Genomic DNA, 14,224 nt, shown 5'->3' on the forward strand with positions numbered 1-14,224 from the left:
ATGGCACCAACTCTTGAAAAACAATTGAGTGCCTCCGGCGCGCAGCCTTTCTAGAAGCTTTGGGCGAGCACAAATTGGGGATGGGCGGTCTCCGCGACGGTCCAGAGGAAGGATACGGTAAGGGGCAGATAGACATAGAGGTCTGGTGAAGCCTGCTGTTCTTCCGGCTTTAGTTGCGTTAATTCGTGGGAGAGAAATCCGAAGCGGCCATCCACTTGCTGCTGCGCGAGCAGGAAGCTTAATCCCGCCCCCCGGCTCTTATGGCTGTACAGGTGGAGGTAGCGCATGCTGCGCAGGATTTGCATGCCAGCTTCAAGGTTATAATCGCGAAACGAGTCGAGCATGAGGATGGGAAGGAGTGAGGAGAGCGTGCGCAGGGAGCCGGCATCCAGCCCGCGCGTGACCTGCCCAAACTGGGTGGCGGCCGCTATGTTTTTTACCAGCCCTTCCATGCTCACCTCGTCCGCGTGGATCAGTTCCGCAGCATCCGGGATATGGAGCCGATATGAGGTCAGGGGAGGATGCAGGCGCAGGCGTCGCAGCAGGAAGCGTACCAGAAAAAGCTCACTGGCCTCCTCCTCGTCTTGATCCTTGTGCTCACGCAGCAGTTCGCTGATCTTCGCGGTGAACTGCTCAATGTGATCACAGGACACATCGAAGAAGCGTAGAATGCCGAGAGAAAACATGACCAGTGCGGGGTCCGCGTAAAGGAAGTCCAGCGCCTCATCGGTATCTTTGGGGATGTACTGGCACACTTTGTGCGTATATGAACTGGTGCAGGGATAGCTTTGATCTTCAAGCAGGCCCTGTTCGCAGATCCAGAGGCCCACAAGGATCTGAAAGGCGTACCTGGGATTTACGGTCGGGGCGGACGCCACCAGATCTTGCGCCGCCACCAGCCAGTCCCGCGCGCGCGCCCCGGACGAGCGCACCTGTTCAGACATCAGTGAACGAGACTCCATCACATATCCCTTCTACTTTTCATCTCTATCGCTGGCTGCTTTCAAATCCTGGTAGATCAGAAAACTGGCGAGGGCATTCACAATCGTAGTGTGGTAGTTTTCCTCAAAGCAGTAGTGGATGCTGGCGGTTTCGTCGAGCGTCTCTCGTTGTTCCTGTGAGTAGCGCGGCCCCGGGATCGATCCCTCCGGCAGTTGATGGTTTCCTATAGCTTCCCACGCCAGCTGGCAGAGAGGATCGGGATACCAGTGCAGGCAATAGCAGTCGAGCAAGAGTTCCCCCGTCAGATCCCAGTTCTGGTTACGCAGATATATGCCCAGTAGCATTTCGATGGTCCATTGTACTGTTGCCAGGTGCTCACCTTGCAGGATGGTACATGGTGCGCGCCCAAAATCTGTGAGGTAGAAAAGGGTATGGGTAATGGCGTACACATCTGTATCAGTAACATATACTAGTTCTGGATTGTGGGCCAGTAGCGTCTGGTGGTAGATCTCTTCATAGGAGGGCAGCGAATACTGGAACTGTCCGCAATCCAGCATGTGGTGGCGATCCAATAAGCGCATGGGGGTTGTCTCAGTGGCCGTCACATATCCCTGGTTGATGACGCGCTGGATCATGGCTTTGTAGTCTTCTGAAATGACGTTGCATTGCTGCAGCACGATATAGATCATGGTATAGATCTGGAAATAGTCGGGCCTGCGCATGATCCGCTCTTTATATTGTGGCTGTTCCCATACGCTCTCGATGAGCTGCAAGAAACGTTGGATGCGTGGATCAACGTCCCCCTCTTTGCGGCGATAGTAGAGCATACAGAGGAGCCCCAGTTCGCCCAACGCCTTGGTCAGGTAGATCTCTGATGAAGGATTCTCTGATGCCTCTGTGAGAGGATCAAACAGGTCTCGATGTGTATCCAGCCAATCCAATGCCTGGTCGTAGCAATGATAGATCTGCTCAAGTTGTGCGGCCATGAAGCGGCGACTCCCCCTCTACTATGCCCACGCAGCGGCAAGAATAGGCCTGCGTAATCTCACTCGTTGGCAGTCCTATTATCGTGCTACAAATTGCCGTATGCGAAGCGTCTAGTCATGTTTTTTTTGCCAGACCAGGGCCCAGTGTCCGGAGTCGCCGATCAGGCCCCACTCTGTTGAAGGATCGGTCTGTATATTCTGTGCCTGGTCGAACAGCGATTTCAAAGGCATGTCCAGGTTGATCAGGTTGGAATTTTTTAAAAAGTTCAGCACTTGCAGAAGCGTATTCCCCGTTTCCTCGCCTGTCTGCTGCTCCTCGCCTTGTCCTTCTGTTTCCTCTTTTGCCTGTGGCTTCTCGCTTTGAGCTTCTGACTTTGAAGATTTACTCCCGGTCTTTGAGCTCGTGCTCTCTGCTTTTTTATTGCTATCCTGAGCAGCCATATCTCCTCCAGAATAAAACTATGTTCTGCACTTCAGATTAAGCATATTTTCTCTATTTACAACACGCCCGGACATTGTACGAAGACACCATTCCTGCTTTTCTCGTGAAGAGAAGATGGAGACTGCCTTGCTATTTTTCTGCCTCTTCTTCCTTCCAGACAAAAAGCATATGGCCCGGATAGCCGATGATCCCCGCCTCCTCTGGCAGGTTCTGGCGCAGGCTTTCAAGCTCTTTGTGCAGATCTTCAGCATGCACATCCGGCTTGATAATGTTGGCCTTTTTTAATGACTTGAGCATGTTGTCTTCCTCGCTGGCGGGCTTCCCTTTTTCCTCCCGGGCCTTTTTCCCTTTCGGTGCTTCATGGGTTGCTTTGCCTTCAGGCTTCTCTTTTGTTTTCGCTTCTTTCGCTTCTTTGACTTCGGGGGCGGCTTCCTTCTTTCCCTTCTCTTCTTCAACTTCAGGGGCAGGCGCCGCTATCTTCTGGCTGGGAGCTTTTTCTGCCTCAACTTCAGGGGTGGGCAGCGGGTGTTCGGCTGGCAATGCCATGATCTTATCCAGGGTGGATTGCACCGTGTCGACACCGGTGATAGCCTTGTCGAGTACCAGGTTGACCGTTTTTACGATCGCGTTCACCTTCGTGAATAGTTTACGCGCGGTACCGACCTCAGACTTTTTATCGATCATGGGTGCGACCTTCTCCATGGCTTTAAGGACTACCGCGACCCTGCGCAGGATAGTTTGCAGTGTGTCGACTCTTTCTTTGGCGTTCCCCAGCAGATCCTGCAGGTTTTCCACGCTGCCGGTAAACTTCTCCAGCACGTCTCTGATGTTGGTGGCGTCTCCCTGCTCGTGTAGCAGCGGCTCAAGTTTATCAATAACATCCCTGGCCGTCTTGACACCAGGCTCTACCTTGTTCAGTACCTCCTGAATCTTTTGGATGCTTTCCTGTTCTCCAAACAGGGGGGCGGATTTCTTAAGTATATCCTGCACGGCATCGATGGCGGTTACCGTTTTATCCAGCGTGCTTTTGGCCAGGATGATGTTCTGGGCCAGCCTGTCAATGAGCTCATCCCTCTTTTTATTGTCGGATATCAGGCTGATCAGGATATCACGCGGGGGCGTTTTCCTGGCTTCAACGTGCTCATCTTGTTTCGTGTCTGGCTCATGGCTGCCAGCCGGGACGACCTCGGCCTCCTGGTTCGTGTGCTCGCCTCTGGCCTTCGGGCCCCGGGATTCCTGGATGGCGTTGGCCCCCGTTTGAAGCGCTGACTGCAGACCAGCCTGCAGATTATCTTTCATCGTTTCGCTGGCATTGCTCAGGTTCGTCTTGAGCTTCCGGATGTTGCCCTGCAGTTCGTCCTTTACCACCTCTTGAACAACCTTGAGGCCTGCCTGCAGGCCGCTATGCTGGGTACCGGTTCCACGAAGATCCTGCGCGCCCTTGAGATCGCGAGCGCCTTTAAGGTTCTGCGCCCCTTTGAGATCTGCGGCCCCCTTGAGCCCCCGGACCCCTTTGAGGTCGCGTACGCCTTTGAGTCCTCGAACTCCTTTGAGATCATTCGCACCTCTCAGCTCGTGTACCCCTCTCATCTGTCGGTTTTTGTGCGCAGGATCTTTGGGCCGTTCTTTCTTTTCTGGCTGACCCCAGGACCGCGGCTCGTCTTCTGTACTCATGATTCAGCTTCACTTTCTCTTGCCAGGTTAAGCCTCTCTAAGAGTTGATCTTCCCTTCGCTGGTATTCTTCTTCAGAGATCTGATCGGTGACAAAGAGTGTCTGCAGCATCAACATCTCTTCTTTGATTTTGGATTCGTCGGTTAGCTCCTCCTCGGCCATATTCGCCAGGGTTTTGAGAATGCCAACAAAGCCTTTGACGGGTAGGCCGACCAATAGATCATCGAGAATAAACATGACGTTAACCTTCCTTTTCTGCTGTTTCGGTAAACAACTGTGTGCCCAATGTCTGTAGTCCGGCGATCCCTTGAACTTCGGTGGCCTGTAAAACGACCTCTGTGATGATATGGTGGGGGAACATCTCCTTCATGCTCTGGATATATTGATCCTGGAAGCCTCTTCTTTTCCGGATAAAATCGCTTTCGTCCTGTGGAAAAATATTGTTGATAATAATGTGCCCCGATGGGACCTGCATTTTGTGCAGGCTCTTGATCAGGTCCTGGGTTTCCGCGACGGCCATTTTTTCGGCGATCGTGACCACCACGAACTCTGTCCTCTCCACGTCCTGCAGGAGGGCATGAACCTTTTTCACCGTCTTTTTCATCTCTACCAGAAACTTATCGGCCCCCTCCATGTTGCCTTTTTGCGCCAGGTGTCTGACCACGGTATGATACTTCCAGCGCAGAGTACCAAGAAACTTTATCCAGTTATCCAACAGATCTGGTAGCATGAGCAGTCGCAGCGTATGGCCGGTTGGCGCGGTATCGACGATGTACATATCGTATTCGGAGTTATCCATAAAATCCATGATTTTCTTAAAGCTCATCACCTCATCCAGACCTGGAATCTCCATCTGAAACAGCTCTTCGGCCTCCTCATCCGCCAGGTACGTCCCTTGCTGCAGAATATCCAGGATCTCGCTGCCATACTCCTCTTTAAACTCCTTCAATACCTTGCTGGCATCTATCTCCATAGCAAAGAGGTTGGGGACCTGTTCAACGGCCGTCGGCTCACTGCCGATCTTCTGCCCAAAGCTATCGGCCAGCGATGGCGCCGGGTCGGTGGTGAAGAGCAGTACCTTATGTTCTCTGGCCATCTCTACCGCGGTTGCCGCCGCCATGGTTGTCTTGCCTACACCTCCTTTGCCGCCGAAAAGAATAAATTGAAGTGAAGATTGTGATAGCTGACGTAATGACAAAGGATCCTCCTTACCATTTGACTACTAACTCCACAAAGCTGTATGGGACCACTGATGTGGTATAGATTAGTAGTGTCCTGTCCTGAAGTTTTTTCTGCAGTTCATCTAATCTCTGATCAAACTCTTTCTCCTTCGCTTGATCTACCAGGAAGGCCGCGTTAAAAAGGTTCATATCCCCGTAAAGCTGGCTTTCTTTGTAATCCATACTGAGTGGTCTGACCGTCTCCAATAGGGCGCGGGTCTCGTGGGTCCGCTTTTGCTCAAGCGCCTTCTGCACCATCTCACCAATTTTGATGCTGCTAGCATATTTCTTCTGCTTATCTTTTTCACGTAAGGACGCTTCTTTCAACCGTTTGATCGGTGCATTTTCCTCCACCACCTCGGCAAAGATCGCGTCCATATTCTTCCAGCGCGCCCGCAATCCCAGTTCAATCTTTCCTTTCATCTCCCTGGACAATTGAATAAATTCTTGATAGCGCGTCTTCAGTAATCTATTGATGATCATCTCCTCGTTTTTAGCAATAGTACAAAAACGAATCGGTAGAACCGTATAGTCATTTGCAACCGTTTCCAGGACCCGCGTGTGGGCAAAAACATTATCGCGGGAGACATGGTACTTGATGATGGGCGATTTAGAAATGACGGCCGCGATATCCTGGTACGCAAGCGTATATACCATATCGCCACGGCTTCCAATACCAATCTGACCAAAATCCTGTTCCTGACCGGTCGGGATAATGCCATACAGGTAGAGGCCTTCTTCACTACTCATTGTCGGTTCCTCAGGTTATCTGTATGGAAAGGATCGCTATGATGTATCAATATCTCGGACCCACCCCATCTGTAAAACTGGCAATCTGCATTGATTACCATCTCTTGTCTGCTCTCTCAGTACTATATCGACTTCACCTTGAAGAGCTACCAGAATTTATACTATCACTCAAATTGAAAATATATCAAGCACAACCATCTCAAAATATATATTGACACTCTATCCCTAATTTACTAATGAGCCCCGTATTTTACAAATAGATTCAAACAGGTTCTCAACTGAAGCAAGGCCTACCTCCCCACCACATCAACTCCGATGGGATATTGATGCCGCTGCTGATGGATTGCACGTTACTCCAATGGGAGAGCTAGCATTTTAATACTGCTAGCTTGTATACTGGCAGTATCCCATGGGCCCACCTGCAGAGATGAAATGAAACGTCTGGTGATCTCGAACTACATATGCAGCGTTTATCTGCCTGGCATTGCGAGATCTGATATATAGGAGTGTTTATGACTGATGGCATCTATATGTACGGTATCATTCCTGGTAGTGATTCTCAAGGTTTCAGCATTAGCGACAACCCGGCCGTGCCCCAGGTGTTTACGATCAGCTCGCAGGATGTAGCCGTTGTAGCATCTATTAACCCCTTTACACGTTATGAATCCCTGGAGCAAGGGCAGGCGGTGAAAGACCTGGCCATTCATAATTTCGTGGTTGAGAAAGCCATGGAGCGCTTTACCATCCTTCCGGTCAAATTTGGTACGATGCTGAAAACAAGGGATGAGGTGATGGCGTTGCTGGATAAGGGCCAGCCCCTCTTTCGCGAAATGCTCGGACGGATGGTGGGGCATATCGAGCTGGATGTCGTGGCACGTTGGGAGATGCCTGAGGTGTTGACCTCGATTGCGCGCGAGAATACTCAGATACGAGCCAGGCAACAGGCAATCGCACAAAAAGGTGGGCAGGTAAGCATCGAAGATAAAATCGTGCTTGGGCAATATATTGGACGGGCGGTGCAAGAGAAGAAGGCGCACTATCAGCAGACGATGGTACAGGCCCTACGACCAGAGGCGGAAGATGTCTGTCAGCATGATCTCGCCAGCGACGAGATGATCTTCAATGCCGCGTTTTTGTTGCCCAGACAGCGTGAGGACGCTTTCTACCATGCCGTTGATGTACTGGATCAGCAGTTAGAGAGCCGGGTGCACTTCCGCATCGTTGGTCCCCTGCCACCATATAGTTTCGCTACTATGGAGGTCAAACGCTTTGATTCGGCCAGCATTGAAGAGGCGAAGAAGGTCCTTCAGCTGCCAGACGAGCTCTCGGACAGGTCTGTGCGCGATGCCTATTATCAGCTGGCCAGGGCATACCATCCAGACACAAGCAACGTTGAGGAAGCAGGTGAATTCCAGCGCATCAACGCGGCCTATACCACCCTGCACGATTTTGTCACGAATGGCATGATCTATCCGCAGGTCTATCAATGGCCAGATAAGACGAAGTAGGGCCGCGCATACCGATCCACAATGCGACTGTAGGAGCGTCGATGGAAATTCAGCAGAGACAGGTTGATGATCAGACAATCAGAAATTATCAGGTGACCCTTCTTGAGCTTTTGGACAGGTTGATTGATAAAGGGGTAATGGTCAAGGGAGAGATTCTGCTCACAGTAGCTGATGTTGATCTTGTCTACCTTAATCTATCGCTTCTCCTTTCCGCTGTCAAAACGATTGAGCGTGCCGCGCGTGGCGATGGCGGAGGTGAACGGAAGCTTCTAGCCCGTGAGGGACCCTCTCCGCAGGAACTCACCAGTAAACCAAAACAGCCACAGGTGCAGAGCCACAACTCTGCCAGGTCTGGACAAGAAACACAAGCTGCTCATGCGCGGACCACCCCACGTGAGCCAGACGTGGGTGCTCGATCAGCGTTTCCTTTTAGCGAGACGAAGCCACAGCGGTGTTCTGAAGCTGGCATCAATATTGATCCCGAACACGTCGAAAGAGGATTGGTAGCCCTGGTGTTAACGCTGGTCGACCTGATTCGACAGCTGATGGAGAAGCAGGCCATCCGCCGCATTGAAAATGAACAACTGACGGAAGCCGAGATTGAACGCGTCGGTAACGCTTTTTTTCTCTTGAACGAAAAGCTCGCGGAATTAAAAGAGACGTTTGATCTCTCCGATGAGGATCTCAACTTGAACCTGGGACCCCTGGGAGACCTCCTATAAAGAAAGGGAAGAGGCCGAGTATTATGGCAGAACAGGTTACCACCGTCCAGACCACGAATGTCGCTGATCTTTTAGAGCGTATCCTCGACAAGGGGATAGTTATTGTGGGAGATATCAAGCTCAACCTGATCGATGTTGAGCTCATCACCATTAAAATCAGGCTGCTCGTTGCCTCGGTAGACAAGGCGAAATCCCTGGGCATTAACTGGTGGGAGGATGATCCCTTTATTACCTCTCGCCGCATTAACGCAGAGACAAGCTCTGAATAGTCCATTGGACGGTAGTGCGGCAAGGGGCATATTCCCGCCCCCTGCCGCACTACCGTCCAATGGACTACTACAGGCCTTTTCGCCTCCAAATGAGCAGCCAGTGGCCCGATGCCACCAGGAGTCCCCATTCCTTCGGAGGTACGATCTTGCCCTCCTTGACCAAAGACTTTAAGGATGCATCCATATTAATCAGATCGGCCTGCTTTAGAAGGTCTAACACTTGATTGAGTGAGCCGTCCCCTTCTTCGGACTGATCTTTCTGCTCCGTGCCAGTATTCTCTTCTTCCTGCTTCGATTCTTGTTCTTGCTTAGCAGTCTTTTCAGATGTTCCTTTTTGTCCCCGCTCTGTATCCTGTTCAGATTGCGTTTTTTTCTTCCCGAGGCGCATACCTTCCTCCTGAGATCAGATAGAATTGGACAACTTATACTGCACAGATGGGGCTGTTCTCCGTGTTGACGAGTATTACTAAAGGGAAGACATCTACCAAGAATCGCCTTACATGAAACACTGATTCAGGGTGTACAGGAACTGCGAGGGCGCTTGCTTTAAGGAGCAACCAGGTATATCAATAGTTTATTGGCCGCCTGCTTAAAACCTACACTGAGAATAGAACATGGAATTATCTTTGTCAAGATAATCCCTTTGCGCGCCGGTGGATCAGCCCTTCTCCTGGTCAAGGAAAGCCAGGGTGGTGATCTCTGCCTGTGTCATGCTTTAGAGCTCCTCATCGGAAGTAGCGCGTTTATGTTCTTTAATGGCCTTGCATAGTGAGCCGCCCATGTAGGCGTCAATGATGCGCGGATAGACATAGCTTTTGCGGCAGATGGCTGGTGTGTTGCCAAGTTGCTCGGCGGCCTTCTCGATAGCCGTGATGACGTTCTTCTTACCCTGCTTTTCCGTCTCGCATATTCCCATCTCCAACAGAGTTTGCGCGGCGATAACCGAACCGATCCAGGTGCGAAAATCCTTGGCTCTCACTTTTTACTTTTCAGCGTCAGCGCCTGTCCCATTCCTGCTGGACGGATGGGTGCAGATCCACCTCTGGTTTTTCCCAGTCGATGATGGGCCTGGTGAAGAGGTTGGAGGTGACGACATTGGTAGTATGTTCCCCGTGAGCATTTAAGCGTTCCTGAAGGGCTTCCAGATGCTCCATGGAGGAAAGGGCAACCCTGAGCATGGCACAGTGGGTTCCGCTGAGCTTATGCATCTCCAGAATCTCAGGAAATTTCTCGGCACTGCTGGTTTTGAACAGGCAGCGGTCAGGGGCGCAGCGCAGCTGGATAAAGACGAGCAGAGGCAAACCAAGTTTTGTGGCGTCTACCCGCGCGCCATAGCTGGTGATGATGCCCGCGTCCTCCAGCTTGCGCACCCGTTCGGCCGCCGCAGGAGCTGATAATCCCACGCGTTTCCCCAGCTCATTAAAAGAGAGGCGGCTATCCTGCTGCAGTTCACGTACAATCTTCCAATCGGTCTGGTCGAGGGACCTCTCTGACCGCAAAGCCATTTCCTGAAATACCTTTCTTTTTAAAAGAGAGTATAGCATAATCCCTTTCGTTTGCGATTCCTTTGCGGTGTATCTACTCGTTACACTATGCCTGTGCATAGGCGTCCGCATACGCGGCCGCGACGTTGGTATGTGATGGTACAGGTGTCATTGTGGGACCTCTCTGAGGTCCCACAATGACACCTGTACCATCACATGAAATCACTGCAGAAAAGATCTTTATATGACACAGACAACAACATCATCCCCAACTAAGGGGAAGCAACAGCCTCGTGCAGGTCTGAATCCGCGCATCTTTTTACTCTCTCTGGGTATGTTTGCGTTGGGGACGGATGCTTTTGTTGTGGCGGGTGTGCTGCCCCTGATCGCACGGGATACAGGTGTAAGCGCGGGACTGGCCGGTCAACTGGTTACCGTGTTCTCGCTTACCTATGGTTTGGCGGCGCCCGTGCTGGCGGCTTTGACCGGTCGCTGGCCGCGTAATCGCGTGCTGATGGGGGCGCTTGGCCTGCTCGGCCTGACCAATCTCGCGTCGGCTCTCTCTCCCTCGTTCCCGATCCTGCTGTGCACGCGCTTGCTGGCGGGCTGTTTCGCGGCTACCTATACGCCGCTGGCTTTTGCCGCCGGGATCGAACTGGCGTCCCCCAAAAGAAGAGGATTGGCGCTGGCGCTGGTGGTCGGAGGATTAAACATCGCAACCGTCCTGGGGGCGCCACTGGGCATGTGGATCGGTGAGAGGTTGGGATGGAGACTCTCATTTATCCTGGTAGCAGCGCTGGCCGGGATAGCGTTTCTCAGCCTCGTCATCTGCGGCCTGCCAGAGGCTGCCTCGCCGGGATCACTATCGTTACGAGAGCGTCTGAAGCCGATCGCGCGTCCACGCATCGCGCTGGCCCTGTTACCCGCGCTGCTGTGGAATATCGGCGTCTATGTGCTGTATACCTATATCGCGGTCTTTCTACAGCAGCGATTGCACATCACAGATGTCAGCCTGCTGCTGGCCTGCTTTGGCCTGGGCATTGTATTCGCCAATGTACTGAGCGCGCTGCTGGCTAATCGCTTCGCGCCACAACGGCTGGTGATCATTTTTCTAAGTACGCTGATCGTGATACAACTGGCGCTTCCGCTGCTCGCGACCACTACCGGGAATGCGGCCGCGCTGCTTTTGCTGTGGGGCATGAGTTTCGCCCTGCTGTTTATACCCCAGCAGCAACGTCTGTTGAACATCGGGCCAGAGCACGCTAACGTGATCCTGGCGCTCAATAATTCGGCACTCTATCTAGGAATCGCCGGTGGTGCCGCACTGGGTGGTCTGGCTTTGCGTACCTTTGCCATCACGCAACTGGGCTGGATAGGCACACTGAGCATGTTCCTGGCGCTCCTTATCATTATGATTGCTCACCATCCAGATCAGAAGTGAACGACAGGAGCATGTGAGGACGATTATTCATCTGTCCCGGAGGCCCAGGTCGCGTGTACGAGGGCCGGTAGCACCGCACCAGCGGGACCACGCAGGAAATCCACGTCTTCACGCAGCAGCGGCGTCTCCTCCGGATTGACGAGCACGACGCGCGCGTTGCGGCGTAGCGCGACCAATGGTAGCGAGGCCGCTGGCTCTACCAGGCCGGAGGTGCCAATGGAGAGAAAGACATCACAGTGTAGCGCGGCCAGGGCCGCCTCGTTGAAGGGTTGCTCTGGCAATGATTCACCAAACCACACCACGTCTGGACGTAGCATCCCTCCGCAGTTAGGACAGCGTGGCGGAACCTCCCCGTTCTTCTCCCACTGCTCGATGACCGTATCCTCCTTGAAGCATTTCACGCGGTGGATATTGCCATGCAGTTCGAGCACGCGTGTACTGCCTGCCTGCTGGTGCAGGCTATCGACGTTCTGGGTAATCAATGTCAGGAGCGGAACATGCCGCTCCATTTCTGCCAGGGCGTAATGGCCAGCGTTGGGGGCAACCTGTGAGACCAGCTTGCGCCGCCAGTCATACCACTCCCAGACCAGTTTGGGATTCTTCATGAACGCCTGTGGCGTCGCCAGCTCCTGTGGATCATACTGTGCCCATAGTCCCGTCATCACATCGCGGAACGTCGGCACGCCGCTCTCGGCCGAGATGCCCGCCCCGGTAAGCACCGCCACGTGGCGGGCGCCGCGCAGAGTCTCAAGCAGTCCCACCGGGAACGCCATCTCTGATTGCTGATAATTGCTCATTTTTTATGCCTTATCTATCTAGCCTGTTGGTAAGCAGGACGAAACGGCTTGCGTCACCTATATATCACTTGTGCAATCATAAATTATCCCTGAATAGTATGCAAGAAAGCGGGTGGCGTGAAGATGCTACCTTTGTATCTTTGTATAAGTTTTTCGTTTTATCGATCGGATATGACTTGACAGATAACTCGGCTGGCTGTTCATATGGAATATAGCTTCTGTTGTTAAAAAGGGGAAATCCAATGGTACCACACAACGAAACGGAGCGCGTGCGCGCCTTTTACGACTCTTTCGCGGCGCGCTATGATCAAAGCATGAACTTCAGCGAGAAGTTCTTTGTGGGTGATGGGCGAGCCTGGGCCTGCTCACAGGCGCACGGACAGGTGCTTGAGCTGGCCATTGGCACCGGACGCAACCTCTCGTTCTATGCGGAGGATGTAGATCTCACCGCGATTGAGCTTAGCCCCTCCATGCTTGAGGTCGCCCGCCAGCGCGCACGGGACCTCAAGCGAGAGGTTGAGCTGGTTAATGGCGACGCGCAGGCGCTTCCTTTTCCTGACCAGAGCTTCGACACGGTGGTGTGCACGCTGGCGCTGTGTACTATTCCCGATGAACATAAGGCGGTGGCCGAGGTGTGGCGCGTTCTGCGTCCGGGTGGCCGCTTTATCGCCCTGGAACACGTACGTAGTCCTAATATCATCATCCGTGGCATCGAGCGTCTGCTAGAGCCCATGTCGGTGCGCACGGAGGCGGACCATCTCTTGCGCGAACCGGTCGAAGCGGCGCAGGCGGCTGGCTTTAGCATCGAATACCTGACGCGACACAAGCTAGGAGTCATCGAGCGCCTGATCGCGCGCAAGGCGGAGCAATAGATGATCTCGATCCTGTTTACTGGTGTTAAACTTCGGGCGTGTCGTCCAGGGCCGGGTGCTGTACATCCAGGATAGACGAGGTGTAAGTGCCACCGACGAAATCGTTCAGCAGGGTGAGCAGGTCGCGCACGGCGGCTCCGATATCCTGGTGGGCGGCGGCATGGTGCGCCTCAACGGTAATCAGGCATTCCCGCGTCTGCTCGACGGCCGCGCTCGATTCGCTCTGTCGCCAGCACCAGCGGCGCGCGACCACCTGCCTGGTCTCATCTGAGAATACCACCTCCCCAGGCTGCGGATGATCCTCCGCGCTTTCGCCCAGCTCGCTGTAGCGCTCTGTCCCATCGGCGAAGCGCACCGTGATCGGCCTCTGCAGGGCGTGCAGATCAAAGACCGCCACAGGCAGCCCATAGCGGATGCTGACCATATTGCCGATATCGACCAGCAGATTGATGCTGGGAATATCCCCTTTTTTGGTCAGGCGGCGCAGCAGGGCTTCAGCTGCACTGCGATACTGGGTTGGATCGACCCCAAAACCACGGAAGGCGCGTCGCCAGGCGGCCAGCGACTCTATCTGGCTCAAGGGCGTATTGCCGATGCGCTCCACCACGCGCCTCTGTTCGGTTTGATAGAGTGTCTGCACGTGCGGTGGCGTAGGACCATTGGTCACATCCCGCGCCAGAATCGCGCCACCAACGACCTCCGGGTAGCGCTGCAGAATGGCTGGATCGTATTGAAAGATATGCATCTCTGTCTTCCCCTTTTGGTAAGATTTGTGTAAAGAACTCTTACTCTGCCTTATTATAAACAAAAAAGGGAAATATGAGAATCAAAATACTGGTGATATGAGGTGGTGTACCAGGGCGCGATCGCGCCCCTGGTACACCACCTCATATCACCAGTGCGGCCGCGCATGCGGACGCCCGTATGAGGGCGCTTATGCTCGCTGGTAAGAGTGACAGAATTCAAGCAAAACAACAGCCAGACATTCCTTTTTAACTAGAAATTTGGTCAAAAATATGGTACTTGTATCAAGGTAAGCTACATTTTTGCGTTTGAAGCAGCAATATTGGCGGCTTTGTGTTTTATCGATGCATATCGATTAAAATACAAATCTCTAT

17 protein-coding genes and 1 pseudogene are annotated in these 14,224 nt (G+C 53.0%); 6 read left to right on the top strand and 12 right to left on the bottom strand.

What is annotated here, in order from left to right; all coding sequences use genetic code 11:
- Positions 1-50: 50 nt before the first annotated feature.
- From KTT_RS16545 to KTT_RS16575, 7 genes are all read right to left on the bottom strand, one after another.
- Positions 51-962: a hypothetical protein gene (locus KTT_RS16545; protein ID WP_126597036.1), complete on the bottom strand. Its 912-nt coding sequence runs from the start codon at positions 960-962 to the stop codon at positions 51-53.
- A gap of 12 nt (positions 963-974) precedes the next feature.
- Positions 975-1,928 (bottom strand): DUF6895 family protein, encoded by a 954-nt coding sequence (locus KTT_RS16550; RefSeq protein WP_126597037.1) that lies wholly within the window; start codon positions 1,926-1,928, stop codon positions 975-977.
- Positions 1,929-2,039: 111 nt separating this feature from the next.
- Positions 2,040-2,369: a hypothetical protein gene (locus tag KTT_RS16555; RefSeq protein WP_126597038.1), complete on the bottom strand. Its 330-nt coding sequence runs from the start codon at positions 2,367-2,369 to the stop codon at positions 2,040-2,042.
- Positions 2,370-2,499: 130 nt separating this feature from the next.
- The gene (locus KTT_RS16560) at positions 2,500-4,044 is read right to left on the bottom strand and encodes a hypothetical protein (protein ID WP_126597039.1); all 1,545 of its coding nucleotides are present in this window, start codon (positions 4,042-4,044) and stop codon (positions 2,500-2,502) included.
- On the bottom strand, positions 4,041-4,280 hold the full coding sequence (locus tag KTT_RS16565; RefSeq protein WP_126597040.1) for a gas vesicle protein GvpG: 240 nt from the start codon (positions 4,278-4,280) through the stop codon (positions 4,041-4,043). The genes KTT_RS16560 and KTT_RS16565 overlap by 4 nt, the downstream gene beginning before the upstream one ends.
- Before the next feature lie 4 nt (positions 4,281-4,284).
- A complete protein-coding gene (locus tag KTT_RS16570) occupies positions 4,285-5,241 on the bottom strand; it encodes an ArsA family ATPase (protein ID WP_126597041.1) in 957 nt (318 codons plus the stop codon).
- A 10-nt stretch (positions 5,242-5,251) separates the two neighbouring features.
- Complete coding sequence (locus KTT_RS16575; RefSeq protein ID WP_126597042.1) at positions 5,252-6,013, bottom strand: GvpL/GvpF family gas vesicle protein; 762 nt, start codon at positions 6,011-6,013, stop codon at positions 5,252-5,254.
- Between the two features lie 512 nt (positions 6,014-6,525).
- Here KTT_RS16575 and KTT_RS16580 point away from each other — a divergent pair.
- The 4 genes and pseudogenes from KTT_RS16580 (at position 6,526) to KTT_RS16590 (ending at position 8,512) form a co-directional block, all read left to right on the top strand.
- Positions 6,526-7,521 (top strand): GvpL/GvpF family gas vesicle protein, encoded by a 996-nt coding sequence (locus tag KTT_RS16580; protein WP_126597043.1) that lies wholly within the window; start codon positions 6,526-6,528, stop codon positions 7,519-7,521.
- A gap of 41 nt (positions 7,522-7,562) precedes the next feature.
- A pseudogene (locus KTT_RS37695) lies at positions 7,563-7,718 on the top strand (gas vesicle protein); the annotation flags it as partial.
- 270 nt (positions 7,719-7,988) lie between these two features.
- The gene (locus KTT_RS37700) at positions 7,989-8,243 is read left to right on the top strand and encodes a gas vesicle protein K (protein WP_371864898.1); all 255 of its coding nucleotides are present in this window, start codon (positions 7,989-7,991) and stop codon (positions 8,241-8,243) included.
- A 23-nt stretch (positions 8,244-8,266) separates the two neighbouring features.
- Positions 8,267-8,512, top strand: coding sequence for a gas vesicle protein (locus KTT_RS16590; RefSeq protein ID WP_126597045.1), 246 nt, complete (start codon positions 8,267-8,269; stop codon positions 8,510-8,512).
- 67 nt (positions 8,513-8,579) lie between these two features.
- On the opposite strand, the gene KTT_RS16595 is transcribed toward KTT_RS16590, so the two are convergent.
- The 3 genes from KTT_RS16595 to KTT_RS16605 all read right to left on the bottom strand — a co-directional run bounded on the left by KTT_RS16595 (position 8,580) and on the right by KTT_RS16605 (position 10,017).
- A complete protein-coding gene (locus KTT_RS16595) occupies positions 8,580-8,900 on the bottom strand; it encodes a hypothetical protein (RefSeq protein WP_126597046.1) in 321 nt (106 codons plus the stop codon).
- Positions 8,901-9,227: 327 nt separating this feature from the next.
- Complete coding sequence (locus KTT_RS16600) at positions 9,228-9,491, bottom strand: site-specific integrase (RefSeq protein WP_126597047.1); 264 nt, start codon at positions 9,489-9,491, stop codon at positions 9,228-9,230.
- Positions 9,492-9,507: 16 nt separating this feature from the next.
- Positions 9,508-10,017 (bottom strand): Lrp/AsnC family transcriptional regulator, encoded by a 510-nt coding sequence (locus KTT_RS16605; RefSeq protein WP_126597048.1) that lies wholly within the window; start codon positions 10,015-10,017, stop codon positions 9,508-9,510.
- A 223-nt stretch (positions 10,018-10,240) separates the two neighbouring features.
- On the opposite strand from KTT_RS16605, the gene KTT_RS16610 reads away from it, so the two are divergent.
- Positions 10,241-11,437: an MFS transporter gene (locus KTT_RS16610; protein WP_126597049.1), complete on the top strand. Its 1,197-nt coding sequence runs from the start codon at positions 10,241-10,243 to the stop codon at positions 11,435-11,437.
- 23 nt (positions 11,438-11,460) lie between these two features.
- On the opposite strand, the gene KTT_RS16615 is transcribed toward KTT_RS16610, so the two are convergent.
- Positions 11,461-12,234 carry an SIR2 family NAD-dependent protein deacylase gene (locus KTT_RS16615; protein WP_218030908.1) on the bottom strand — a complete coding sequence of 258 codons (774 nt, stop codon included), beginning with the start codon at positions 12,232-12,234 and terminating at the stop codon, positions 11,461-11,463.
- Positions 12,235-12,476: 242 nt separating this feature from the next.
- On the opposite strand from KTT_RS16615, the gene KTT_RS16620 reads away from it, so the two are divergent.
- Positions 12,477-13,106: a class I SAM-dependent methyltransferase gene (locus KTT_RS16620; RefSeq protein WP_126597050.1), complete on the top strand. Its 630-nt coding sequence runs from the start codon at positions 12,477-12,479 to the stop codon at positions 13,104-13,106.
- Between the two features lie 25 nt (positions 13,107-13,131).
- Here KTT_RS16620 and KTT_RS16625 read toward each other — a convergent pair whose 3' ends face one another.
- On the bottom strand, positions 13,132-13,851 hold the full coding sequence (locus KTT_RS16625) for a B3/B4 domain-containing protein (RefSeq protein WP_126597051.1): 720 nt from the start codon (positions 13,849-13,851) through the stop codon (positions 13,132-13,134).
- Positions 13,852-14,224: the final 373 nt, after the last annotated feature.

Source organism: Dictyobacter aurantiacus (assembly GCF_003967515.1).
In the GTDB taxonomy this organism is placed as follows: Bacteria; Chloroflexota; Ktedonobacteria; order Ktedonobacterales; family Ktedonobacteraceae; genus Dictyobacter; species Dictyobacter aurantiacus.